18 protein-coding genes and 2 pseudogenes are annotated in these 23,723 nt (G+C 67.0%); 12 read left to right on the top strand and 8 right to left on the bottom strand.

The window, feature by feature from the left end:
- Nucleotides 1–425: 425 nt before the first annotated feature.
- On the top strand, nt 426–596 hold the full coding sequence (locus ABTX18_RS35550; RefSeq protein ID WP_352126933.1) for a hypothetical protein: 171 nt from the start codon (nt 426–428) through the stop codon (nt 594–596).
- Nucleotides 597–939: 343 nt separating this feature from the next.
- On the opposite strand, the gene ABTX18_RS35545 is transcribed toward ABTX18_RS35550, so the two are convergent.
- On the bottom strand, nt 940–1,371 hold the full coding sequence (locus ABTX18_RS35545; RefSeq protein WP_352126932.1) for an ATP-binding protein: 432 nt from the start codon (nt 1,369–1,371) through the stop codon (nt 940–942).
- 397 nt (nt 1,372–1,768) lie between these two features.
- On the opposite strand from ABTX18_RS35545, the gene ABTX18_RS35540 reads away from it, so the two are divergent.
- The 8 genes from ABTX18_RS35540 to ABTX18_RS35505 all read left to right on the top strand — a co-directional run bounded on the left by ABTX18_RS35540 (nt 1,769) and on the right by ABTX18_RS35505 (nt 15,541).
- Complete coding sequence (locus ABTX18_RS35540) at nt 1,769–2,842, top strand: LacI family DNA-binding transcriptional regulator (protein WP_352126931.1); 1,074 nt, start codon at nt 1,769–1,771, stop codon at nt 2,840–2,842.
- Between the two features lie 396 nt (nt 2,843–3,238).
- A complete protein-coding gene (locus ABTX18_RS35535; protein WP_352126930.1) occupies nt 3,239–4,516 on the top strand; it encodes an extracellular solute-binding protein in 1,278 nt (425 codons plus the stop codon).
- A 79-nt stretch (nt 4,517–4,595) separates the two neighbouring features.
- Nucleotides 4,596–5,597 (top strand): carbohydrate ABC transporter permease, encoded by a 1,002-nt coding sequence (locus tag ABTX18_RS35530; protein WP_352126929.1) that lies wholly within the window; start codon nt 4,596–4,598, stop codon nt 5,595–5,597.
- Nucleotides 5,594–6,499, top strand: a complete 906-nt coding sequence (locus ABTX18_RS35525; RefSeq protein ID WP_352126928.1) for a sugar ABC transporter permease — start codon at nt 5,594–5,596, stop codon at nt 6,497–6,499. Before ABTX18_RS35530 ends, ABTX18_RS35525 begins: the two co-directional genes overlap by 4 nt.
- Before the next feature lie 78 nt (nt 6,500–6,577).
- Nucleotides 6,578–8,263, top strand: a complete 1,686-nt coding sequence (locus ABTX18_RS35520; protein ID WP_352126927.1) for a glycoside hydrolase family 13 protein — start codon at nt 6,578–6,580, stop codon at nt 8,261–8,263.
- A 96-nt stretch (nt 8,264–8,359) separates the two neighbouring features.
- On the top strand, nt 8,360–11,707 hold the full coding sequence (gene pulA, locus ABTX18_RS35515) for a pullulanase-type alpha-1,6-glucosidase (protein ID WP_352126926.1): 3,348 nt from the start codon (nt 8,360–8,362) through the stop codon (nt 11,705–11,707).
- A gap of 396 nt (nt 11,708–12,103) precedes the next feature.
- Nucleotides 12,104–14,674, top strand: a complete 2,571-nt coding sequence (locus tag ABTX18_RS35510; RefSeq protein ID WP_352126925.1) for a pullulanase X25 domain-containing protein — start codon at nt 12,104–12,106, stop codon at nt 14,672–14,674.
- A gap of 252 nt (nt 14,675–14,926) precedes the next feature.
- Entirely contained in the window at nt 14,927–15,541 is a 615-nt protein-coding gene (locus ABTX18_RS35505; RefSeq protein ID WP_352126935.1) for an IS5 family transposase, read from the top strand.
- Here the strand turns inward: ABTX18_RS35505 and ABTX18_RS35500 are convergent.
- The 3 genes from ABTX18_RS35500 to ABTX18_RS35490 form a co-directional block, all read right to left on the bottom strand.
- Nucleotides 15,491–16,219: a DUF2625 domain-containing protein gene (locus ABTX18_RS35500; RefSeq protein WP_352126924.1), complete on the bottom strand. Its 729-nt coding sequence runs from the start codon at nt 16,217–16,219 to the stop codon at nt 15,491–15,493. The two genes, ABTX18_RS35505 and ABTX18_RS35500, sit on opposite strands and share 51 nt — an antisense overlap.
- A 174-nt stretch (nt 16,220–16,393) precedes the next feature.
- Nucleotides 16,394–17,647, bottom strand: a complete 1,254-nt coding sequence (locus ABTX18_RS35495; RefSeq protein WP_503061265.1) for an IS701 family transposase — start codon at nt 17,645–17,647, stop codon at nt 16,394–16,396.
- Nucleotides 17,631–18,083: a transposase family protein gene (locus ABTX18_RS35490; protein WP_352126922.1), complete on the bottom strand. Its 453-nt coding sequence runs from the start codon at nt 18,081–18,083 to the stop codon at nt 17,631–17,633. The genes ABTX18_RS35495 and ABTX18_RS35490 overlap by 17 nt, the downstream gene beginning before the upstream one ends.
- A 211-nt stretch (nt 18,084–18,294) precedes the next feature.
- Between ABTX18_RS35490 and ABTX18_RS35485 the strand changes: the two genes are divergently transcribed.
- Nucleotides 18,295–19,098 carry an NAD-dependent epimerase/dehydratase family protein gene (locus tag ABTX18_RS35485; protein WP_352126921.1) on the top strand — a complete coding sequence of 268 codons (804 nt, stop codon included), beginning with the start codon at nt 18,295–18,297 and terminating at the stop codon, nt 19,096–19,098.
- A 129-nt stretch (nt 19,099–19,227) separates the two neighbouring features.
- Here the strand turns inward: ABTX18_RS35485 and ABTX18_RS35480 are convergent.
- Nucleotides 19,228–19,482 (bottom strand): annotated as a pseudogene (locus ABTX18_RS35480) (helix-turn-helix domain-containing protein); the annotation flags it as partial.
- A 17-nt stretch (nt 19,483–19,499) separates the two neighbouring features.
- On the opposite strand from ABTX18_RS35480, the pseudogene ABTX18_RS35475 reads away from it, so the two are divergent.
- Nucleotides 19,500–20,658: pseudogene (locus ABTX18_RS35475) on the top strand (IS3 family transposase); the annotation flags it as partial.
- Between the two features lie 105 nt (nt 20,659–20,763).
- On the top strand, nt 20,764–21,387 hold the full coding sequence (locus ABTX18_RS35470) for a GNAT family N-acetyltransferase (protein WP_352126934.1): 624 nt from the start codon (nt 20,764–20,766) through the stop codon (nt 21,385–21,387).
- 105 nt (nt 21,388–21,492) lie between these two features.
- Here ABTX18_RS35470 and ABTX18_RS35465 read toward each other — a convergent pair whose 3' ends face one another.
- From ABTX18_RS35465 to ABTX18_RS35450, 3 genes are all read right to left on the bottom strand, one after another.
- Nucleotides 21,493–22,011 carry a proline dehydrogenase gene (locus tag ABTX18_RS35465; protein ID WP_352126920.1) on the bottom strand — a complete coding sequence of 173 codons (519 nt, stop codon included), beginning with the start codon at nt 22,009–22,011 and terminating at the stop codon, nt 21,493–21,495.
- A gap of 356 nt (nt 22,012–22,367) precedes the next feature.
- Nucleotides 22,368–22,559: a hypothetical protein gene (locus ABTX18_RS35455; protein WP_352126936.1), complete on the bottom strand. Its 192-nt coding sequence runs from the start codon at nt 22,557–22,559 to the stop codon at nt 22,368–22,370.
- Nucleotides 22,560–22,778: 219 nt separating this feature from the next.
- Nucleotides 22,779–23,587 (bottom strand): IS5 family transposase gene (locus ABTX18_RS35450; RefSeq protein ID WP_503061264.1). Its coding sequence is split into 2 segments (ribosomal slippage): nt 22,779–23,239 and nt 23,239–23,587, totalling 810 coding nucleotides; the frame shifts between segments, so codons are not numbered across the junction.
- Nucleotides 23,588–23,723: the final 136 nt, after the last annotated feature.

The raw sequence follows: 23,723 nt of genomic DNA, 5'->3' as shown, positions 1-23,723 counted from the left end.
GAGGCCCTGCCTTCATGCCCGCAGCCGGCCACGGTCACCCGATCGAGACTCCCGTTCGACGCCCACCCCTCACGATCGGAACGACAACAGCTACTCAGTAATGGGGGATGAAGCCGGCGGACTGCTACCCGTTACCCGGTCCAGGAGACCTCGAAAAAGATCGCGGCTTGACCTACTAACCCCATCGGATGTCCTTTTCGTAGCTCCGCAATGGGGCTACCGGCCTTCGGGCCCGGCATGACTTCCCCCTTGTTGCGGTTGATGATCCGGGGGTTGGTGTCACCGGGCCCGGAGGCATCGACGGACCGCTGATGAGGGGCTTGAGCACCGGCTTCACCCGGGCCGGAAGAGCTCTCCGTAACCTGGGTGTGGCAGCTCGGTGCCGAGGCAAGGCCGGACGAACGCGTGATGGAGGGGCCCTGCACGTGATCGACACCAGCGACATCGACGCCTCACTCGGCCTGGACGTCGGCAAGAGCGAACACCACGCCAAACGGCCCGAGGAACAGGTGCGGGCCGAACTGCTGCGGCGGATACGGGTGGACCTGATCGAGCCGCCGACCGCCCCCAGGATGGCGTCCCGCCAAGTGTTGTAGACGATAAGCTGACGGAATCCCCAGGTCGCGGCCCGCTCGCCCTCGCTGTAAGCCCTGTTGAGGCTCGCCGGGCTGGCCGGGGCCAGCGGTGATCGTACGACAGCTGGCTGCGGCACGTTGCGGCCGGGCAAACAGCGGAAGCGACGGGCCGTGATCAGCTGCACCACGACCGGGGACACGACGACACAGCCCAGATTGCAACACCTGGATGCCTGGTGTGCATCGCATTTGATGGCTACTTAGCGTGAAGGTCGGAGGGCGAGGCGGGAGACCGGCTGTCCGCGCCGACTGAAGACTCTCGCTGGGTGCGGAGGGTGTTCACTCGGCCCAGGCGCCTCGCACTTCAGCCTGTGATCCAGGCCCATACGATCTTGCCGGCGTGGGCGGGACTGCATCCGAAGCTGTCCGCCAAAGCGCGGATGATCTGCAGACCGCGACCGTCTTCCTCGTCGTCGGCGGCCGTCCGAGGCGGAGGGAGGGGGGTTCGACGGCCATCGCGCACTGCGACAAGCACGCTAGTGCCCTGCAGGGCGACCCACAGCTCGATGGGTCCGTCAGGCGTATGGCGCTCGGCATTGGTGACGAGCTCGGAGGTCACCAGCAGCGCGCCCTCGATTACGGGCTCTGCCACGTCCCAGTCACCGAGTGCCTCAGCGACATGGCGGCGGGCGGCCGCTGCGCCGCGCAGACAGCCGCTGAGTGGCAGGTGAGTGCTGCAGTTGTCCGTAGAGGGCTGGTGCCAGGGGGAGGGCACGGGCTCCATGGAGATCGTCATTGCGCTGGCCCATTTCGGGTGCTGTGCGGGTGCGTCGTTGGCGCGAAGCTGCGGCGCAACGACTGGCTAACACAAACAGGTAAATCCAGTTAATAAACTGATACCAACGGTGTCAAGGGAAGAGATGGGGCAATTTGGGCATGGCCTCGCGGGCCGGGCTCTCTGAGTGAGTGGCCGGAGGCCTGTCTCGCGGAAGGGCTCAAGATGTCAGAGCGGGGTATGGCCGGAACGTGCCAGGCCGGATTGTTGGAAGTTGCTAACTCAAGTTAATGGTGGGTAAATGTGCGAGGCGCAGATGGGGGGAGCGACTTCGTCCGCTCCTGGGCGGGCGGCCGGCGGTAGGCTGCCAGTAGAAGGCGTCACGCGTTACTAATCATTTAGGGATACGGGGGCTGATATGTCAGCGACATCGCCAGGGAAGGTCGGGGGCGCCGCACGGTCGCGGCCCACGGCCAACGATGTCGCCAAGGCGGCTGGGGTGTCGCGGTCGGCCGTTTCGTTCGCCTTCAACAGTCCGGAGAAGCTGTCCGCGGCGACCAGAGACCGGATTCTCGCCGCTGCCACGGAGCTGAACTACGCTCCCAACACCCTGGCGCGGATGCTGAAGGCCGGGCAGTCCCAATCACTGGGGGTACTTCTGCCGCAGAACCTGGCGCGAGTCATGGAGAACCCTTACTACGCCCGGTTCCTCACGGGCGTGGGCCAGGTCTGTGACGAGCAGGGCTACACGATGCTGCTGACGCCCCCGCTCAGGGACTCGATGCTCAAGGCCATTCCGTACGCGGCGGTGGACGGGTTCATCGTGTGCGGGCTGGAGCACGATCGCGGTGAGGTGGCCGAGCTCAAGCGGCGCGGCATCCCCTTTGTGCTGGTGGACAGCAGTCCGCGCGAGGATGTTTCGAGCGTGGATGTCGATGATGAGGCCGGCGCCTTCGAGGCCATGCGTCATGTGCTGGATCTCGGGCATCGGCGGATCGCCGTGTTGTCCCTGGATCCTGGCCCCGAGGTTGCCGAGCGAGGCTACCGGGGGCCGCTCGCGCGCCGGATGGCGGGCATGGAGAGCGCGCTGGAGACCGTTGGTCTGCGGATTGACGACATCTCGTTGGTGGAGGTGCCGGTGACGCGTATGGACGGCTTCCGCGCCACGAGGAAGATCATGGCGCAGGACCCGCCGACCGCGATCGTGGCCATGTCCGACATTCTGGCCTTCGGTGCTCTTGATGCTCTGCATGACCTGAACCTGTCGGTGCCTGGCGATGTGAGCGTCACCGGCTATGACGACCTGCCGGAGTCGTCGTGGATGCGTCCTCGTCTGACCACGGTGCGCCAGGCCATCACCACCAAGGGCCGTACTGCGGCTGATCTGCTCTTCTCGGCGATACGGGGGGAGGATCAGCATCCCCATCAGCTCCTGGGGACGCATCTGATCGTCCGGGACTCCACCGCGCGCCTCGGTACTCCTTCGCGCTGACAGCTCGCGCCCACCTGATTCCCCGCAGCCCTCTGCAGCCGACCGATCCGGCCGCAGAGGGCTGCGCACGTGGTGCCCCGGCGTGCCTCTGCGCCGCCCAGGGCGGTGCAGTTGCCCCACAAGACGCCCTCGTCCGATAAGAATTGCGCGTTACGGAACCGTTAACTAACTGCTGTTAATAACCTGCTAACGTCTGCGACATCACAGAGCTCGCGAGGCTCGATCCGGACAGGTGGCGGACCAGCCGCCCGTCCGGGGAGCCATCCGCGACCCGGCCGCTCGGCATACCGTTTGCGCGAGAGGTGCAAGTTTGCTTGCTTTCGCCGGTTCCGTCCCGCTGCCGGCGAAAGCACCGGGCTCGCCGTTTCGGATCAGTTCTTCCACCGAGGAGTTCCCATGCGCCGTGGTATTGCGGCAGCCGTCGTCGTAGCGGCTTTGACCATCTCAGCGAGTGCCTGCTCCAGCGGCACCTCCGACTCCGGCTCCGACAGCTCCGGCCCTGTGACCATCACCTGGTGGGACACCTCGGACGCGACCAACGAGGCCGGAACCTTCAAGTCGCTGATCAAGGACTTCGAGAAGGCCAACGCCGACATCAGGGTGAAGTACGTCAACGTCCCCTTCGGCGACGCGCAGACCAAGTTCCAGACCGCTGCCGGAAGCAAGGGCGCCCCCGACGTCCTGCGCGCCGACGTCGGCTGGACCCCGGGTTTCGCCAAGTCCGGGTACCTCGCGCCGCTCGACGGCACCCCGGCCGCGGCCGAGTCGGACAAGTTCGAGCCCAACCTGATCGAGCAGGCCAAGTACGAGGACAAGCTGTACGGCATTCCCCAGGTCACCGACACGCTCGGCCTGATGTACAACAAGCAGCTGTTCGCCAAGGCCGGCATCACGAAGGCGCCCGCCACGTGGGACGAGCTCGAGGCCGACATGGCGAAGATCAAGGAGAAGGCGGGAGCCGACGGGTTCGCCTTCAACCCGCAGGGCTACTACGCCATGCCGTTCCTGTTCGGTGAGGGCACGGACATGGTCGAGGTGGGCAGCAAGAAGGTCACCCTGAACTCGCCGGCCGCCGTTAAGGGCATCGACATCCTCAAGGGCGTCCTGGCGGCCCCGGGCGCGCGCAAGCTCGACACGACCAGCAACGCCTACGCGAACATCATGGACGCCTTCAACAGCGGCAAGGTCGCCGCGATCATCCAGGGCCCGTGGGAGAACGCCAACGTCTTCAAGGGCTCGGCGTTCAAGGACAAGGCCAACCTGGGCATCGCGCCGGTTCCCAAGGGGAGTGCCGACCAGGGGGCGCCGCTGGGTGGGCACAACCTCGTCGCCTACGCCGGATCCGACGCGGCCCACCAGAAGGCGTCCCAGAAGTTCATCGTCTTCATGACCTCCGCCGCTTCGCAGGAGAAGACGGCCCTCGCCAACGGCACGCTGCCGACCCGCTCGGACGCGTACACCGCCGACGTGGTGAAGAACCCCGGCATCGCCGGATACCAGAAGCTGCTCCCGGACGGTGTGGCACGCCAGCAGCTGCCGGAGTACTCCTCGCTGTACACCCCCCTGGAGACGCAACTCATCAAGATCGTCTCCGGTCAGGAGGGCACGAAGAGCGGGCTGGACAAGGCCGCCACCGAGGCCAAGAGGCTCCTGCCCGACTACAGCACCTCGTGACCGCGGCTGGCCGCCCCGCCAGAGCGGGGCGGCCAGCCCGCACACGCTGTCGATCCCTCCTGTCACACCGAGGTGCACGATGACCACCGCAGCCGGGAGCACGCCCGCCCGCACACACCGCCACGGCCGAAAGCCCGGACCTGGCCCGCTGAAACGCCTGACACGCTCCTACGACCAGCACTGGTACGCCTGGGCCATGTGCGTTCCCGTAGTCCTGGTCCTGGGAGCCGTCGTCGCCTACCCCCTGATCCAGGGCATCTACCTGACCTTCACCGACGCCACGAGCCAGAACGTCGGCCGCACCATCGGCGTCAACGAGATCCCCGACTCGTTCTCCTGGGTCGGGCTCAAAAACTACGCCGACGTGCTGACCGGGCCGAACAACCAGTTCTGGCCCCACTTCACCTGGACGGTCATCTGGACCGTCGCCTGCGTCGCACTGACCTACGCCCTCGGCCTCGTGCTCGCCGTGACACTCAACCGCAACATGCGCGGCCGCGGCCCCTACCGGATGCTGCTGATCCTGCCCTGGGCGGTGCCGTCATTCGTCACGATCTTCGCCTGGCGGCTGATCCTCGCCGACGACGGTGTGGTCAACCAGGCCCTGAGCGCGGTCGGCATGTCCGGCCCGTCCTGGCTGAGCGATCCGCTGGCACAGAAAGCGGCCGCGATCGGTGTCAACATCTGGTGCGGTGTGCCGTTCATGATGATCTCGATGCTCGGCGGTCTGCAGTCCATCCCCCGGGAGCAGTACGAGGCCGCGGAAATGGACGGCGCCACACCGTGGCAGCGTTTCGTCCACGTCACCCTGCCGGGGCTGCGCCCGGTCAGCAGCACCGTCATCCTGCTCGGCGTCATCTGGACGTTCAACCAGTTCAACGTGATCTTCCTGCTGTTCGGCGGGAACAGCGACAGCGTGCAGATCCTCGTCACCTACGCCTACCGGCTCTTCTTCAGCCAGCAGCCCCAGGACTACGCGCGCTCGGCGACCGTCGGCATTCTCTGCCTGTCCCTGCTCGTGGTCTTCACGAGCGTGTACCGACGCTGGCTCAAGCGCAACGACCAGGGAGTCCTCGCATGACCACCGTGAGCCCCCCGCAGGTGCCCAGCGCCCTTGGTGGCGACACGCCTGCCTCCCGACCGCCCCGGCCGCTCGGCAGGCGCCGCCGCTCCGCCTCCGCCGGCCTGCACGCCGGACTGTCCGTCTGCGCCTTCGTCGCGGTCTTCCCGATCCTGTGGATCTTCTACATCTCGCTGGGTCCGGACAAGAACGACTACCAGCACCCCTCCCGCATCCTGGACCACATCACTCTCGACAACTACACCTACGTGCTGCAGCACACCGGCTTCGGCACCTGGATGACGAACTCCCTGATCGTCGCCTTCGGCACCATGCTCATCGGTGTCCTGATCGCCGCCAGCGCCGCCTACGCTGTGTCCCGCATGAAGTTCCTGGGCCGGGGCTCGCTGATGTACACCTTCCTGCTGACCCAGATGTTCCCCGTCGCAGTTCTCATGGTCCCCCTCTACAGGATCATGGGAGGGCTGGGCCTGCTCGACACCTACGGTGGCCTGATCGTGATCTACTGCTCCACTGCGGTTCCCTACTGTGCCTGGCTGCTCAAGGGATACTTCGACACCATCCCGGTCGACATCGACGAAGCCGGCCGTATCGACGGGCTCAACCCCTTCGGCACGTTCTGGCGGCTCATCCTGCCGCTGGCCCGGCCCGGTCTCGCGGTCGCCGCCTTCTACTCCTTCATCACCGCCTGGGGCGAGGTGGCGTTCGCGTCGAAGTTCATGCTCACCGAGGAGCGCTACACGCTCGCCGTCGGTCTGCAGACCTACATCAGCCAGTTCAACTCCCAGTGGAACTACCTGGCGGCCACGTCGGTCCTCATCGCGATCCCGGCCGGAGCCGTGTTCTACATCGCGCAGAGGCACCTGGTGGCCGGACTCACCGCCGGCGGCACCAAGAGTTAGACCGCCCGCAGCTCGCCTCCTACACGTACCGCAATCCATGCCGGCGCGTCCTGCGCCGCTGCCCGGAGGACTGTCCTCATGACCGAGTCTCCCGACACCGTCGAGACGCCCGCACTCCCCGCTCGTACAGCCGACTGGTGGCGCGAGGCGGTGATCTACCAGGTGTACCCGCGCAGCTTCGCCGATGCCAACGGCGACGGCATGGGTGATCTGCCCGGTATCCGCAGCCGCCTGCCCTACCTGCGCGACCTGGGCGTGGACGCCGTGTGGCTGTCCCCCTTCTACTCCTCCCCACAGGCAGACGCCGGCTACGACGTGGCCGACTACCGGGTCGTCGACCCCATGTTCGGCACTCTCGACGACGCGGTTGCCCTGATAGCGGACGCCCACCACCACGGGCTGCGCATCATCGTCGACCTCGTCCCCAACCACTGCTCGGACCAGCACGACTGGTTCCAGCGCGCCCTGAGCGAAGGACCAGGCTCCCGGCACCGGGAACGCTTCCACTTCCGCGACGGCAAGGGCGAACACGGCGAAGTACCCCCCAACGACTGGGAATCGATCTTCGGCGGACCGGCGTGGACCCGCACGAAGAACCCCGATGGAACGCCCGGCCAGTGGTACCTCCACCTCTTCGCCCCTGAGCAGCCGGACTTCAACTGGGACCACCCGGCCGTCAGGGACGAATTCGCCTCCATCCTCAGGTTCTGGCTCGACCTCGGCGTCGACGGGTTCCGCATCGACGTCGCCCACGGCATGGTCAAAGCCGCCGGCCTGCCCGACCTCGGCAGCCTGGAGCAGACCAAACTGCTCGGGAACAACGCCACCCCGAGCTTCGACCAGGACGGGGTCCACGACATCTACCGGAGCTGGCACACCATCCTCCAGGAGTACGACGGCGAGCGCATCGGCGTCGCCGAAGCCTGGGCCCCCACCCTGGCGCGCACCGCCAACTACGTGCGCCCCGACGAACTGCACCAGGCATTCAACTTCCAGTACCTCGCCACCTCGTGGCAGGCAGACGCCCTGCGCTCGGTCATCGACGACACCCTGGACGCCATGCGCCCGGTCGGCGCACCCGCGACCTGGGTCCTGTCCAACCACGACGTCACCCGCCACACCACCCGCTTCGCGAACCCGCCCGGCCTCGGCACCCAGATCCGCACACCTGGTGACCCCCTCCTCGGGTTGCGGCGCGCCCGCGCCGCGACCCTGCTGATGCTCGCACTGCCCGGATCCGCCTACATCTACCAGGGCGAGGAACTCGGTCTGCCCGACGTCACCGACCTCCCCGACGAAGCACGCCAGGACCCCGCATACTTCCGGGCAGCCGGCCAGGACGGCTTCCGCGACGGCTGCCGCGTGCCGATCCCCTGGACCAGCAACGGCCCCTCCTACGGGTTCGGAACTGGCGGAAGCTGGCTGCCCCAGCCTGCCGACTGGGCCTCGCTCAGCGTGGAATCCCAGACCGGCCAAGCCGACTCCACTCTCGAGATGTACCGCAGCGCCCTGTCCGTGCGCAGCGCCCACCCGGCCCTCGGCGCCACCGACAACCTCCACTGGCGCACCAGCGCTGCCGACGTCCTCGTCTTCGAACGATCCCTCGAAGGCGGTCCCACCTTCACCTGCACCGTCAACCTGACCGGTGCACCCGTCACGCTGCCCCCGCCCGGCCACCTGCTGCTGGCCAGCGGCGACATATCGCTCACTCCCGACCACGCCGTTCTGCCCGCCGACACCACGGCCTGGTGGACCACCGGCTGACGCCCCCACCGACCCTCTCGATCACCGGCCGGCCCCCGCAGTGCAATCGGGGCCCGGCCGGAGCTGTATCCGCTCACCGACACAATGAGGTGCCCGATGCAACAACGCCCCCCGTCCCTGCCCAGACACAGACACACCGCACGCGCCGCCGCCCTCGCCCTGATCATCACGGCGGCTGCCGGCGTCCCCGCCTCCGCCGCGGAAGACGTCCCCACCCAGCCCGCGGCCGTCGCCATCGCCTCCGACTTCGACCACCAGCTCGGCTGCGCCGGGGACTGGGCGCCCGACTGCGACCAGGCGCAGCTACGGCAACACCCCGACGGCGCATGGTCACTGACGGCTCACCTCACCGCCGGCACGTACTCCTACAAGGCCGCCCTCGACAAGAGCTGGGCGGTGAACTACGGACTCAACGCCACCCCGGGCGGTGCCAACGTCCCTCTGACCGTGCCGGCCGGCGGCGCTGACGTCACCTTCGTCTACGACCCGGTGACCCACTGGGTTACCGACACCCTCAGCACCGCCCTGGTCACCGCCATCGGCGACTTCCAGAGCGAACTCGGCTGTGGGCCGGACGAGGCCACCGACTGCCTTGCCTCGTGGCTCACCGACCCCGACGGTGACGGCATCGCCACGTTCACCACCACGGCCCTGCCCGCCGGCGCCTACCGGGCCCGCCCTGCCATCGGCCTGCCGGCGACGGCGCATGGCGATGCCACCTCGTTCACCGTAGCTGCCGACGGCGACCCCACGACCTTCAGTTACAGCACGTCCTCGAAGGTTCTGGACGTCTACCGCGGCCCGGCCAAGCCCAGCCTCGCCCCCCGCTCCGCGTACTGGCTAGCCCCCGACCTCATCGCCTGGGACCTCGGTGACGCCCCCGCCACCCGCACTTACCAGCTCGCCGCCGCACCCGGCGGAGGCCTGGCCGCGGGCGGCACCGGCATCACCGGCGGCACCGTCATCCCCCTGACCTACGACCCCCGCGGCCTGCCCGAGCACACCAAGGCCGCCTACCCGCACCTGGCCAAGCTCGGCGCTCTGCGGATTCCGGCCGCGTGGGCCGCCAGGGCACGCGATCTCCTCAAGGGGCAGACAGCCGTCGCCGCCCTCGACGCAGGCGGCGAGCTCACCACCGCCACCGGCCTGCAGACCCAAGGCGTCCTCGACGCCCTGTACGCGAAGAAGGCGGGCAAGGCCCGACTCGGACCGGTCTTCCACGGGAGCGGGCCTACCCTGTCTCTGTGGGCGCCCACCGCCACCAGCGTCAGCGTCGAGCTGTACGACACTGCGACCGACACCACCCCTCGGCTCGTCGCTCTGCACCCCGACCGTGAATCAGGTGTCTGGAGCGTGCGCGGAGACCGGTCCTGGAGCGGCAAGTACTACCGCTACCAGGTAAGAGTCTGGGCCCCAACCGCCCAGAAGGTCGTCACCAACCAGGTCACCGACCCCTACTCCCTGTCCCTGTCGGCCAATTCCCAGCGCAGCCAGATCGTGGACCTCGCCGACCACTCCACCGCGCCACAAGGCTGGGCTCATACTCGCTCGCCCCAAGCGAAGGAACCGGCAAGGGAACAGATCCAGGAAATCCACATCCGGGACTTCTCCGTCGCCGACGACAACCTGCCCGACGACGAACGCGGCACCTACCTGGCCTTCACCGACCCCAGGTCCGGCGGCATGAAGCACATCAAGGACCTGGTCAACTCCGGCGTCACCACCGTGCAGCTCCTGCCCGCCTTCGACTTCGCCGGCACGGCAGAAGCCCGCGCCGACCAGACAAGTCCCGCCTGCGACCTCCCCTCCATGGCCCCCGACTCACCCGCGCAGCAGGAATGCGTGGCCGCCACCCAGGCCCGCGACGCCTACAACTGGGGCTACAACCCCCTGCACTTCACCGTCCCCGAGGGCGCCTACGCCACCCGGCCGGACGGAAGTGACCGCATCGTCCAGTTCCGGCAGATGGTCCAGGTCCTGCACAAGGCTGGACTGCGCGTGGTCATGGACGTCGTCTACAACCACACCGCCGCCGCGGGCCAGGACCCCAGCTCCGTCCTCGACAAGATCGTCCCCGGCTACTACCACCGCCTGGACACCACCGGCGCCGTCACCCGCGACAGCTGCTGCGCCGACACCGCGCCGGAGTACGCGATGATGAACAAGCTGGTCGTCGACTCGGTCACCACCTGGGCCAAGCAGTACCGCATCGACGGCTTCCGCTTCGACCTCATGGGCCTCGACCCCAAGCAGACCATGCTCGACGTCAAGTCCTCGCTGGCACGACTGACGCTGCGCCGCGACGGCGTCGACGGCAAGCACGCCTCCCTCTACGGCGAGGGCTGGGACTACGGCATCGTCCAAGGCGATGCCCGCTTCGAGCAGGCCACCCAGAGGAACATGGCCGGCACCGGTATCGGCACCTTCAACGACCGTCTGCGCGACGGCGTCCGCGGTGGCGGGATATCCGAAGCCGACCCGCGACGTCAGGGCTTCGGCAGCGGCCTGTTCACCGATCCCAACGGCGCCGACGTCAACGGAACCCCCCAGCAGCAACGAGCCCAACTCCTCAACGACATGGACCTCGTGAAGCTGGGCCTCGCGGGCAACCTCGCCGATTACACCTTCACCACCAGCGACGGGACCCGCCGCCCCGGCGCACGCATCGACTACAACGGAAACCCCGCCGGCTACACCGCGAGCCCAGCCGAAGCCGTCAACTACGTCGAAGCCCACGACAACCACACCCTGTACGACGCCTTCGCCTACAAACTGCCCACCGACACCGCCCCGGACGACCGCGCACGCGCCCAGGCCCTCGCCCTGGCCACCACCACCCTCTCCCAGAGCCCGTCAATGGCCCAAGGCGGTACCGACCTGCTGCGCTCCAAGTCCCTGGACCACAACTCCTACGACAGCGGAGACTGGTTCAACGCCATCCAGTGGGACTGCCGCAAGGGCAACGGCTTCGGCCGCGGGCTCCCGCTCGCCGAATCCAACAGCGCACAGTGGCCCCTGGCCGCCCCGCTGCTCGCCAACCCTGATCTGCTGCCGGGCTGCCGCGAGATCAATGCCACCGGCGCGCAGTACCGCCAGTTCCTGGAGATCAAGCGGTCGACACCCTTGTTCTCCCTCGGGACCGCCAAGGAGATCCAGCGGAGGCTCTCCTTCCCGCTCTCCGGCACCGCTACAGAGATCCCCGGTGTCATCACTCAGCACCTCGACGGTCACGGTCTGGGCACCTACAGGTCCGTCACCGTCATCTACAACGCAACAGACACCACGCAGCAGCAACAGGTGAAGCCACTGGCCACAACGGCACAAACCCTGCACCCCATACAGAAGGACGGCACCGACGCGACGGTGAAGCAGTCGGTGTTCACCCCGGCCAGCGGCACGTTCACCGTCCCCGCCCGCACCGTCGCCGTGTTCGTCCAGCGGTAGTCCCGACAGAACCAGGCCCCAAGTGGGGCAGCGGCGTGCCGCTGCCCCACTCAGCCATGCCCGAACCCGGACGCTCCGAGGCCGGTATCCAGGAGTCGCGGTGGGGAGGAGGCGGCCGGGCAGTGCTGTCGAGCCGAGCGCTGCGCACATGCCGGAAAACCTCGTGGACGGATTGCTGCGCGATCTCTTGACGCATTCCAACTAACCCATTATTAACTTGAGTTAGCAACTGGTTAACGCAATCTGGCCAGCTGCGGAGCCACCCGAAACACATGTTCCTGCCGGGCCTGAGCCGCGGCCCGGTGAAGGCGCTGCAAACCTTCAGCGCCACCCTGCCTCGCACGTTCTCCGCCTCGAAGGGCGGCCACGGGCGAGCTCCACCCTCGGAGGCACCCCTTGCACCGCACCCGCAAACGCGCCTGGCGCCGTTCCGCAAGAGCCTCGGCCGCTGCCCTGGCGACCACCGCACTCGGGCTCGGCCTCTCTCCCGCCCTCGCAACCCCGGCATTCGCTGCCGCCCCCACGGCCGTGTCCGTCGCCGGCTCCTTCAACAGCGAGATCGGCTGCAGCGGCGACTGGTCCACCGACTGCAGCCAGGCGCAGCTCACCGCACGGACCGACGGGTCCGGCGTCTGGTCCAAGACGGTCACCCTGCCCGCCGGCTCGTACGCCTACAAGGCGGCCCTCAACAAGTCATGGGCGGAGAACTACGGCGCGAAGGCGCAGTACTACGGTGCCGACATCCCACTGCAGATCCCGGCCGGCGGCCGCACCGTCACCTTCTTGTACGACCCGGTTACGCACTGGATCACCGATGACGTCAACAGCAAGTTCGTCACTGCCGGAGGCTCCTTCCAGTCGGAGATCGGATGCAGCGCCGACTGGGCTCCCAACTGTCTGAAGTCCTGGCTCCAGGACATCGACGGCGACGGCACCTACACCTGGTCCACGCAAGCCATCCCGGCTGGCACGTACACGGTGAAGGCGGCACTCGGCCTGGCCTGGGACGAGAGCTACGGCCAGGGCGGCAGCCCCACCGGGTCCGACATCAGTTTTACCGTCCCGGAATCAGGATCGGACGTCGACTTCCGATACAACAGCACCACCCACGCCCTGAGCGTCCAGACCGAGGAGCCTCCCGGCCCTCCCCTCGACGGCACCCTCGGCGCCCTCTACACGCCCACCCAGACCACCTTCCGGATCTGGTCACCCGACAAGTCCGAGGTGAGCGTCACCGTCGGCGGTCAGACTCACACCATGAGACCTGCGGACGTCAGTGGCTACACCGACGTCTACCAGGCCGTGGTGACCGGCAACCTGAAGGACCAGCCCTACCAGTTCCGCGTCGGCAACAGCACCGTCCGCGATCCGTACGCCCGCATGGTCAAGCCCGGAACTACCGAAGGCATCGTCATGGATGCCGAAGCAATCCAGCCCACCGGCGGCTGGGCGCCCACCCCGCCGCTGGCCAAGCGGGAGGACGCGGTCATCTACGAGATGAGTGTCCGCAACTTCACGATCGACGCCAGCTCCGGTGTGGACAGCGCCAAGCGCGGCAAGTTCGCGGGCCTCACGCAGACCGGAACCACGTACAACGGCGTGAAGACCGGCATCGACCATCTCAAGGAGCTGGGTGTCACCGACGTCCAGCTGATGCCGTCGTTCGACTTCAACAGCACGGTGCCCAACTGGGGCTACGACCCCCTGAACTACAACGTGCCCGAAGAGCAGTTCTCGCAGTTCACCGCCCCGGAGGACCGGGTGCGTGAGTTCAAGGACATGGTCAACGCGTTCCACGAGAACGGCATCCGCGTGATCATGGACGTCGTCTACAACCACACCGCCAGCAAGGACGCCCTCCAGAACATCACCGGAAAGTACTACCACCAGGAACAGCTCTCCGGTGTCGGGAACTCCATCGACGACGGCAACCCGATGGTCAGCCGCATGATCTTCGACTCCCTCGAGTACTGGGTCAAGAACTACAACATCGACGGCTACCGCTTCGACCTGATCGGCGTCCACCAGTACAAGAACGTCGACCAGTGGGCCAAGTACCTCAACACCACCTTCCCCGACCGCACCCTCCAGATCCACGGTGAGCCGTGGAGTGGAGGGGTCGACGATCCGCTGCAGGCCGAGAAGGTCCGCTACGGCACAACACCGGCCCTGGCCGGTGGCCACGTGGGCGTCTTCAACGGCACCTACCGCGACGCAATCAAGGGCGGTACCCGAGACCAGATCCTCGGCTACATGGGCGGCGCCGCCTCCAACGCCTCCTCCATCGCTCTCGGCATGCGAGGCTCCCCCCTCGCCGTCAAGAGCACCAGCCCCTTGGCGGACCCCTGGAGCCCGGCGTTCGCCTACGACCCCGAGCAGACCATCAACTACGTCTCCGCCCACGACGACCTCAACCTCTGGGACAAGATCACCTACTCCGGAGTCACCGGAGGCGCCGCAGGCAAGGCCGGCCAGATGGACCGCTTCGGCACCGGCATGATCTTCACCTCCCAGGGCATCCCCTTCCTCCACGAAGGCGATGAGTTCCTCCACTCCAAGGCCGTCAACGGCGACTACGAGGCCGCGAAGAACTCCTACGAATCCGGCGACAACGTCAACGCGATCCAATGGGGCGAGAAGGCAGCCAACGCCGCCACCTTCGCCTACTACAAGGACGCCATCGCCCTGCGCAAATCCACCCCCGCCCTGCGCCTCAACACCTGGGACGCCGTCAAGAACCAGATGAGCACCACCACCGACGGCTCCGTCGTCATCTCGACGATCAGCTCCAACGCGAGCGCCCCGACCAGCCATGACACCGTCGTCGTCTACAACCCCACCAACAGCACCTACGCCGTGAACCTTCCTTCCGGCACCTGGAAGAAGGTCCTCGACACCAACGGTGCTGTCAGCGCCACCGGTAACACCGCAGGCAGTCTCGCCGTCACCGTCTTCAAAAAGAGCTGAACCAACCAGCCTCCCCAGGCCCCCGTCCGCACTCACCCGTGCGGCCGGGGGTCGACGGATTCTCCCGCGAAGCCTCGCGCGTCCACTTCACCGTGGGCCTGGCCAACTGCACGGTCGTCGGACAACGGCCTCGTGCGCTGCCGACCTGAGGCGTTATTGAAGACGCTGTTCAGCTGTCCGCAGGACGGGCGGGCGGGGGGCGGGCCAGTTTCGGCATTCACGATGCCCGTCCTCCCCCTGCCCTGAACCTGTATCGGCTCAGGGCAAGCAGAACCTGTACCAGGCCCCTTCGGTACGACATGGACGAAGGAAGAGGGCCCGCGGGCACGTGCCCGGCCTTCCCTTTCGATAGGGGACCTGACAGGTCCGAATCCCGTAGATCGCGGTAAGAAGGGATCAAAAATCCATTTGCTCACCGAGCGGACCGGTCTGCCCCTGTCTATCGGTATCTCCGCCGCCAACACCCACGACAGTCAGGGCCTGGAGCCTCTGGTGCGGGGCATCCCGCCGATCCGATCCCGGCGCGGCCCCCGTCGGCGGCGGCCCGCCAAGCTCCACGGCGACAAGGGCTACGACTACGACCACCTCCGCAGGTGGCTCCGCGCTCGGAACATCACCCCGCGCATCGCCCGCAGGGGCATCGAGTCCTCCCAGCGGCTGGGTCGCCATCGGTGGACCGTCGAGCGAACGGTGGCATGGCTGGCCGGCTGCCGCCGCCTGCATCGTCGCTACGAACGCAAGGCGGAACACTTCCTGGCCTTCGCCGGGATCGCCGCCGCCCTGATCTGCTACCGCCGGCTGGACCGGCTGACCGGTTCACACGGCGCCAAGAAAGCCCGGATCAACCCCATCAAACTGTCGGCATGAGTCCCGGGCGACACTGAGCAGCTCCCTCATGGGCACGGCGCGACGACTGGCCGCGGAGAGATCTTGGCGCGCCTCGGCAGACCACAACGGCGGAAACAGCGACAAGCCCTGATCGCTGTTCAGTGCGCGGACCTCTTCCTGCCAGCCGGGCCAGCGAAGATCCGCGTAGAACTCATCAAGCGCCCCGGACACCAGCCAGGCCATCCACGCTGAGTGGCCGACGTCCAGAGCCTCCCAGCGAAGCGAATCCGCAGCGAAGTAGACCATCTCTCCCGGGGCTCCGGGGCGGCCAGCGCTGGCGGGAGCTCCGCCGTTGAGAGCGAAGACCCCGCCCAGCACATCCTGTCCCACCACTAGGCCCGTATCCGCTCGCCAATCGGAGTCGAACACTCCCGGGAACTGATTGACCCGAGCCAGGCCCGGCACCCCAGGCGCCGCCCCTTCCACTGGGCTGCCAAAGACGCGCAACCATCCGTCGTCCACGAGCAGACCGCCGCAGTGCAGTACCACCGCGCCCAGGTACGACCTGGCCGTGACCTGCAACTGGAGAAGTGACGCTCTACCCAGGTCGCTGTCGGCAGGAAGCACTTCGACGGCCACGGGCCCGGCACTGAGTGACTGCCTGAGTTCCGGCCAGGCCGGTTCCTCAACGTCGATCAGCTGACTCAACTCACGCATGCCCGCATCGTCGCACCTGCACCTTGCACCCCAATCGGCAGGGCACTTCGACGAGCCCACCGCCTATCGAGATGACTTCTTAGTACTCCAGCAGCGGTTCGTGTCCTGAGCTGCGTTTTCGGTAGTGACAGTGGCGGGCGATGGCCTGGCGGCGTCTTCTCCAGGCGGACCAGTTCAGTGCGTGGGTGACGGGATCGTGGCCGGCTCGGGGATGAGGCAGGAGAGTGTCCAGGAGCCGCCGGGTCTCTGCCACGGTGAGCGGGACGAGGGCTGATCCGTTTCTGCAGCCCCTTTTACGGCCTCGACCGCGGCCTGGGCGGCGAGTGCGGTCAGGACGGCGTGGGCGAGCATGGCGAGGGTGATGTGCCGGTACCAGCCGGGGTAGCGGCGGACTTCGTACTCGTCCAGGCCACATTCGTTCTTCGCGGCCTGGAAGCATTCCTCGATCGCCCACCGGCTGCCGGCGATCCGGGCGAGTTGGTCGATCTCGATGCCGACGGGCGCGTGAGCGAGGTAGTAGGCGATCTCACCGGGGTCGGAGAGACTGCGGCGGGCCAGCACCCAGCGGTGATGGGTTGGCGGATCCGGATCGAAGATGATGTTGGCGGGCAGTTTCGCAGCGGCCCAGTGATAGACACGTGGGCCCTTCGCCCCGTCGCCGCAGGACAGCTGCTGCCAGGCATCGGCGGGGGCTTCGGCAATGAGCTCGTCGATGCGCCAAATCCCGGCCAGGGACTTGATCTGCTGGGACTTGGGCACCGCTACCACGTAACCAAGACCAAGCTGTTCGAGCAGGCGGCGGAAGTTCCAGTCCTGCCCGTACGCCTCATCCGCGGTCACCCAGGCAGCCGGTAGACCCGCGGCCAGACAGCGGCGCACGATGTCTCTGGCCAGCTCCCCCTTGGTCGCGAAGCCCCGCTCGTCGGGGATCTTCGCCGCCCGGCAGCGGCCACGGTCGGAGGTCCAGGACTTCGGTAGATACAGCTCCCGGTCCACCAGAGCTCGACCCGAACCGGTCACATAGGCGGCGAACACACCGATCTGGCAGTTGTCGATCTTCCCCGAGGTGCCGGTGTACTGCCTGCCGACCCCGGCCGACGTGGTGCCCTTCTTGACGAACCCGGTGTCATCGAGAATCAGCACGCCACCCGGGCCGAGCCGCTCGGCCACGTAATCACGGACATCGTCACGCAGGGCGTCCGCGTCCCAGACACTGCTGTTCAACAGCCGCTGGAATCCGTCCGGCGTGCGGTGACCCGCCCATTCCGCGAGCTGCCAGCCATTCTTGCGTGTCGCCCGCCCCAGCAGACCACGGACATAGTCCCGCATCCGCCACCGCAGATCCGCCCGAGCGAACCTACCCGCCACCGGCGCGAAAACCGACTCCAACTCGGCAGCCCAGCAACCGACTTCAGTCATCCCTTCCATACCAGGACAACGACAAACGCCAGCTCAGGACACGAACCGCTGCTGGAGTACTAAGCCGGGTGGTGAGCCGTGCGTGGGGGGCGGCGAGCCGGGAGAAGGGCTCGGCGAACGTCCGGCGGGGACAGTCCGCCACTCCGCAGATGAAACGCCGGACCGTCAACCGGATCACGAAGCCCTGTTCAGCGAGCGGAAGGTCTTTCAGCCTGCGCTGATAGCGGTCGTGGACTCGGTCCGAGAAGCGGCCACAGTCCGGACATGCCGCCCCCACTGCGCGGCCTCTCGCCATCACCTCGACATTGCCGAATGCGGCCGTAACCGCCTCGACGTCCACCTCGTCGATCCCGTCGAACACCAGCGAGTCCCAGAACGGTGCATCGGTCTGCATGACCAGCACCATCACGGTCAACAACTGACCGCGGCAGCGGCCGACGGACACCTGAGGGAGCGTCACTTCCGATGGTGGACGACAGGGCGTACGCGGTCTCGCGCGACAAGTCTTCTCGCAATCGAACAGCGAGGTAACGCTGCGCGACTCCCCAAGATCTGTGCCAGAACCGAGAACTGACACCACTCCGGGCGCCGCACAGGGGCAGGAACGGACGTGGTGGCTGGCAGAATCGGGGCATTGTCGAGCCTGTGGGGGCGTAGTGGGTCTGGGAACGGTGGCGGTCACCGGTGCGGCAGGCAACATCGGGTCTGTGGTCCGGGTGGCTTTGCGAGGCGATGCGGATCGGCTGGTCCTCCTGGACCGTGTTCCGCTCCGAGCAGAGACGGAAACGGAAGAGGTACACATCGTCGACCTGCGGGATGCGGCAGCTGTGGAGTCGGCGCTGACCGGTGTGGATTCGGTGCTTCACCTGGGCGGGGTGCCAGATGAGGCGCCTCTTGCTGATCTCCTGCAGGCGAATGTGCTGGGCACCCACCATGTGCTGGAAGCAGCGAGGCGTGTGGGAAGCAGACGTGTGGTGCTGGCCAGCAGTAATCGCATCACGGGGTTCTATCCCACGGCGCATTGCACACGTCCGCTGGATCCTGCGCGGCCTGACGGCCTGTATGGGGTGAGCAAGGTAGCCGTTGAGGCCCTGGGCCAGCTGTATGCGGATAAGTTCGGCCTCTCGGTCATATGCCTGCGTATCGGCAGCTTCGAGGAAGCGCCCACAGAACCTCGGCACCTGGCGACCTGGCTCAGCCCGCGTGACACTGTTGGCTATATTCGGGCGGCACTTACCGCCCCGCAGACCACCCGCTTTGCCACGGTGTATGCGTTATCTGCCAACTCCCGAAGGTTCTGGGAACTCCCTCACGAGTCAGTGCTGGCCTACACACCTGTCGACAACGCCGAGGCGTATGCCTCGCGCGTGACCGACGCCGAGGGTCCTGCCGATCCCTCGGCGCCTCAGGCCGGACCATATGCGACGCCTGAATTCACTCTGAAGCACATCTGGCCCTGACTCTGGCTGGCCCAACGGCGACCATGACATACCGTCAACGGTTACTGGAGTCCTGGGCGACGGCTCCGGCCTGGGTTATGGCGAGGCGGTAGGAGTCGGTTCCGGTCTGGATCAGGTTGCTGCCGAAGGCATCGGCCCGAAACGGTCGATGATGCGGTCCGCCGCCGACTTGGACACCCCGAACAGCGGGGCGAGCTGCCGCATGCTCAGCTTCATGCGCCAGTACGCCGCTATCAGCAAGGCCCGGTCCTCCAGCGGAAGGCTCCACGGCTGGCCCTTGCCGGCCGCATGCGCACCCTCGCGCCGCAGCACCGTCACCAGCGTCCCGAAGGGGGTCTGCCGCACGAACGGGTGACATCTGAACTGGCTCGCCTTGTATGGCAGGTGGGAAGGATGTCGCTGTGCCCAAGCCCTATCCCCAGGAGTTCCGCGAGGACGTCGTGCGGGTTGCGAGGAACCGCGGCCCGGGCGTCACCGTCGAGCAGGTGGCCGCCGACTTCGGCGTCCACGCGATGACGCTGTGGAAGTGGATGCGCCGCGCGGACATCGACGACGGCACGAAGCCCGGGACGACCAGTCAGGAGAGCGTGGAACTACGGGAAGCACGCCGGAGGGTCAAGCTGCTGGAGCAGGAGAACGAGGTCCTGCGGCGGGCGGCGGCGTATCTGTCGCAGGCGAACCTGCCGGGAAAAGGATCTACCCGCTCGTGAAGGAGCTGGCCGGCGACGGGGTGCCCGTCGCGGTCGCGTGCCGGGTGCTGAAGCTCGCCAGACAGCCTTACTACCGCTGGTTCGATGACCCGGTGACCGCAGCCGAGTTCGAGGAGGCGCATCGCGCGCACGCGCTATTCGCCGCACACTGCGACGACCCGGAGTTCGGCTACCGCTTCCTGGCCGACGAGGCCCGCGACGCCGGTGCCGGCATGGCCGACCGGACCGCGTGGCGGATCTGCCGGGACAATCAGTGGTGGAGCGTGTTCGGCAAGAAGTGCGGCCGGGCCAAGAAGGCGGGCCCTCCGGTCCACGACGACCTGGTGAACCGCGTCTTCACCGCGACCGGCCCGAACCGGCTGTGGCTCACCGACATCACCGAACACGCCACCGGCGAGGGCAAGCTGTATCTCTGCGCGGTCAAGGACGTCTTCAGCAACCGGATCGTGGGCTACTCCATCGACGCGCGGATGAAGTCCCGGCTGGCCGTGACTGCCCTGGACAATGCCGTCGCCCGGCGGCAGGACGTTGCCGGGTGCATTCTGCACAGCGACCGCGGATCGCAATTTCGCTCCCGGAAATATGTCCGGGCCCTCGGCCGCCACCAGATGGCCGGCTCGATAGGAAGAGTCGGAGCGGCCGGCGACAACGCGGCCATGGAGTCCCTCTTCAGCCTGCTGCAGAAGAACGTCCTCGACCGTCGCACCTGGGCCACCCGCGAGGAACTGCACATCGCGATCGTGACCTGGATCAGCGGACCTACCACCGACGCCGCCGACAAGCCGGACTCGGCCGGCTGACCCCCGTCGAATACGAGACCGTCATGACCACACCGGCCCTCCAGGCCGCGTTACTGAACCTGTCACCCAACGCTGCATCAGACCCAGGCGCGCGGGCTGAGCCCGGTGAACGGAGCTATCCAAGACGGCTCCGACGCCGTAATCACACCAACCACATCAAGATCATCTCCTGTGGCGGGGTAGCCCCGGATGACGTCCCATGCAATCCGATGGTGCGGAGCAGCTTCGGCGTCAAGAATCGGCGGATGCATGAAGTGAAGCTGTCCGACGGGATCATCACTCTCTCGCCGCTGCGCCTGGACGATGTGGAGGCGCATCTCACGGGGGAGGACGAGCTGCTTGTTCGCTGGCTCAACGGCGGCCCCAGCACGCGCGAGGGCGTTGAAGCATACTTCCGACACTGCCGCGAACAGTGGGACACGGCCGGGCCTCTCCGTGCTTTCGGCATCCGAGTGGGCGACGCCGCTGACGAGGCACTCGCAGGGACGATCGACTTGCGGTTCGCAGGAGAGGGCTTGGCCCCCGGCCAGGTGAACGTCGCCTACGGCCTCTATTCGTCCTGGAGGGGCCGCGGCCTGGCTACCCGCGCGGTCCTCCTGGCGTCCCAGTACGCGACGACGGAGGGCGGAGAGGAGGCCGTGATCCAGGTGGACCCAGAGAATCCCGCATCCGCCGCAGTCGCGCGGCGGGCAGGATTCACCCCCGGCAGGCAGCCGTACAGCAAGGACGGCACACGGTTTGACTGGTACATCCGAGACCTGCGCGTCGCTCCCCAGTGACGACCAGCAGTTACGGGACAACCCATAGCTTGACGTTTAGCGTTTCAGGCTGAACAACGCCTCAATCTCCCAACGGTCAGGGGGCCGGGGCTCGGAGTCCTTGGATCAGTTGGTTTTGCCGATAGTGCTGCGGGCCGCGAGGCGGAAGTCCTTGACGGCTTCGTAGAGGTTCCGCTCTCGTTCGGCGGCAAGTGCAATGTCTTCGGCCTTGTGGGTGGTGTTTCCCGCGTGGGCGTTCTCGGCCATCCGTCGCATGACCTGTGAGAGGTTGCCGGAGGCGACGGTGACGCGTTCCGCGACTGCCGCGAGGGGTGCCGGCCCTTCGAGGATGACGATTTCGCAGGCTCGGTGGACCTCTCGGGCCAGGGTGATGAAGCGGCCTATCTTCTCGTCGATGTCGGGCAGGTCGGGTTGGTCTGAACGCAGGGCGCCAAGGACGGCGTCCATGGCGATGTCACGGTCGTGGAGAGCGCTGAGGTAGCTGGCGTATGCGTCGCGGCGATGCTGGCGACTCCATTGCGCGTGCTGGGACCGTGCCTGAGCACGGCCGTTGACGATTGCGGCCCCGAGTGTGGTGGCGGAGCCGACGGCGGCGCCCAGCAGCGCGGCAAGTCCTGAGTCCATGGGCCCCAGTCTGCCGTTCTTGCTGTTCATCCAGTTCGCCGGGGCTTCGTCCCCTTCTTGTGGGTGTCCGGGTTGGGTATAGGACTCGCCGGTGGCGAGGACCCGCCCGACGTCGTAGCGGGTGGCGGGCCGCCTGTTCTTCGCGCAGGGCGGGCGGCCGGGGCCGGGCCGTGTGGGTTTCGGTGCACCGGCTGGCGTGCCCGTCGTCGCGTACAGGTTCCACCTGCACCGGCCCCACCACCCAGACCTACGATCCGGGTCTGACCTTGACCGCCCGGGCCACCGACGTCTCCGCAGAAGGCGAGCTCTCCTGCCTGGGCGGTGGCTCGGTGACCCCAGGCAAGCTACTCCTTCGGCTACACGGTCAGCACCAGTTGCCTGGGCGGGAGTCCTGTCACCTCGGGGTCGAACACCGACTGGAACAGCGGGCCGAGCAGCACCACCGCCGAGACCTTCGCCGTCACCCGGCCCCTCGGCCAGACCGTCGTCACGGGCGCGGGCACGGTCACCGGCGGACAGTTCGCCGGATACACCGTCCTCCACGTCATCACCTATCCCTCCCTGAACCTTCTGGACTGCCTGGGCAGCGGCCTGACCTCGCAATCCGGTGCCGAAAGCCTCACCCCTGACCTCACCCTGGGCCGCCCACCAGAACTCCGGACGGCACCGCAGACACCACCGACTGTCCTCGGGAAGCTGACGCGTCCCAAAGTCTCCTCCCGTCCCTGACGCGCGGACGTCTAGGGCCCTTCGGCTAAGAAGTCATCTCATTTGGCGAGTCTGCGGTAGCAGATGAGGGTGCAGGCGATGCTGGTGAAGGCTAGGAAGTGGTCGGCTTTGAGTTCGTAGCGGCGGTGGAGGCGGCGGCATCCGGCGAGCCAGGCCATGGTGCGTTCGACGGTCCAGCGGTGGCGGCCCAGCCGTTGTGAGGACTCGACTCCCTTGCGGGCGATGCGGTGGGTGATGCTGCGTTCGCGTAACCATCGCCGCAGGTGGGCGTAGTCGTAGCCCTTGTCGGCGTGGAGTTTGCCGGGCTTGCGCCGTCGTCGGCCACGGCGCGACCGGATCGGCGGGATGCCCTTCACGAGCGGGATCAGGGCCTGGCTGTCGTGCAGGTTGGCTCCGGAAATGCCGATGGATATGGGCAGACCCGACCGTTCCGTGATCAGGTGGATCTTCGAGCCGTACTTGCCCCTGTCGACAGGATTCGGACCTGTCAGGTCCCCCTTTTCAGGGCCCGCATGTCCACCGAGTCGATAGCGCACCGCGACCAGTCCAGCTCGCCGCGGGCACCCAGTTCGTCGAGGACCAGGCGGTGGAGCTTGGCCCACACCCTGGCCTTCGACCACTCCGAGAACCTCCGGTGCGCGGTCGCTCCGGACGGGCCGAACGATGCCGAAGGCAGCTGCTGCCAGGTACAACCCGACGTGGCCACGAAGACGATCGCGGCCAGCACCTCCCGGTCACCATGTCGACGCCGGCCACCACCCTGAGGCCGCGACGGCGCCTCAGGCACCACCCGCTGAAACAACGCCCACAACTCGTCGGGCACCAGACGCTCAACGATCCCCACCATGACTCACAGGATACCGAGTCACCCAAATGAGATGACCTCTTAGTAGCTGTTGTCGTTCCGATCGTGAGGGGTGGGCGTCGAACGGGAGTCTCGATCGGGTGACCGTGGCCGGCTGCGGGCATGAAGGCAGGGCCTC

Origin of the sequence: Streptomyces sp. NPDC096323 (assembly GCF_040302845.1) — a bacterium.
Taxonomy (GTDB): domain Bacteria; phylum Actinomycetota; class Actinomycetes; order Streptomycetales; family Streptomycetaceae; genus Streptomyces.
Note: the sequence above shows the minus strand (reverse complement) of the source record. Positions and strands in the feature narration are given on the sequence as shown.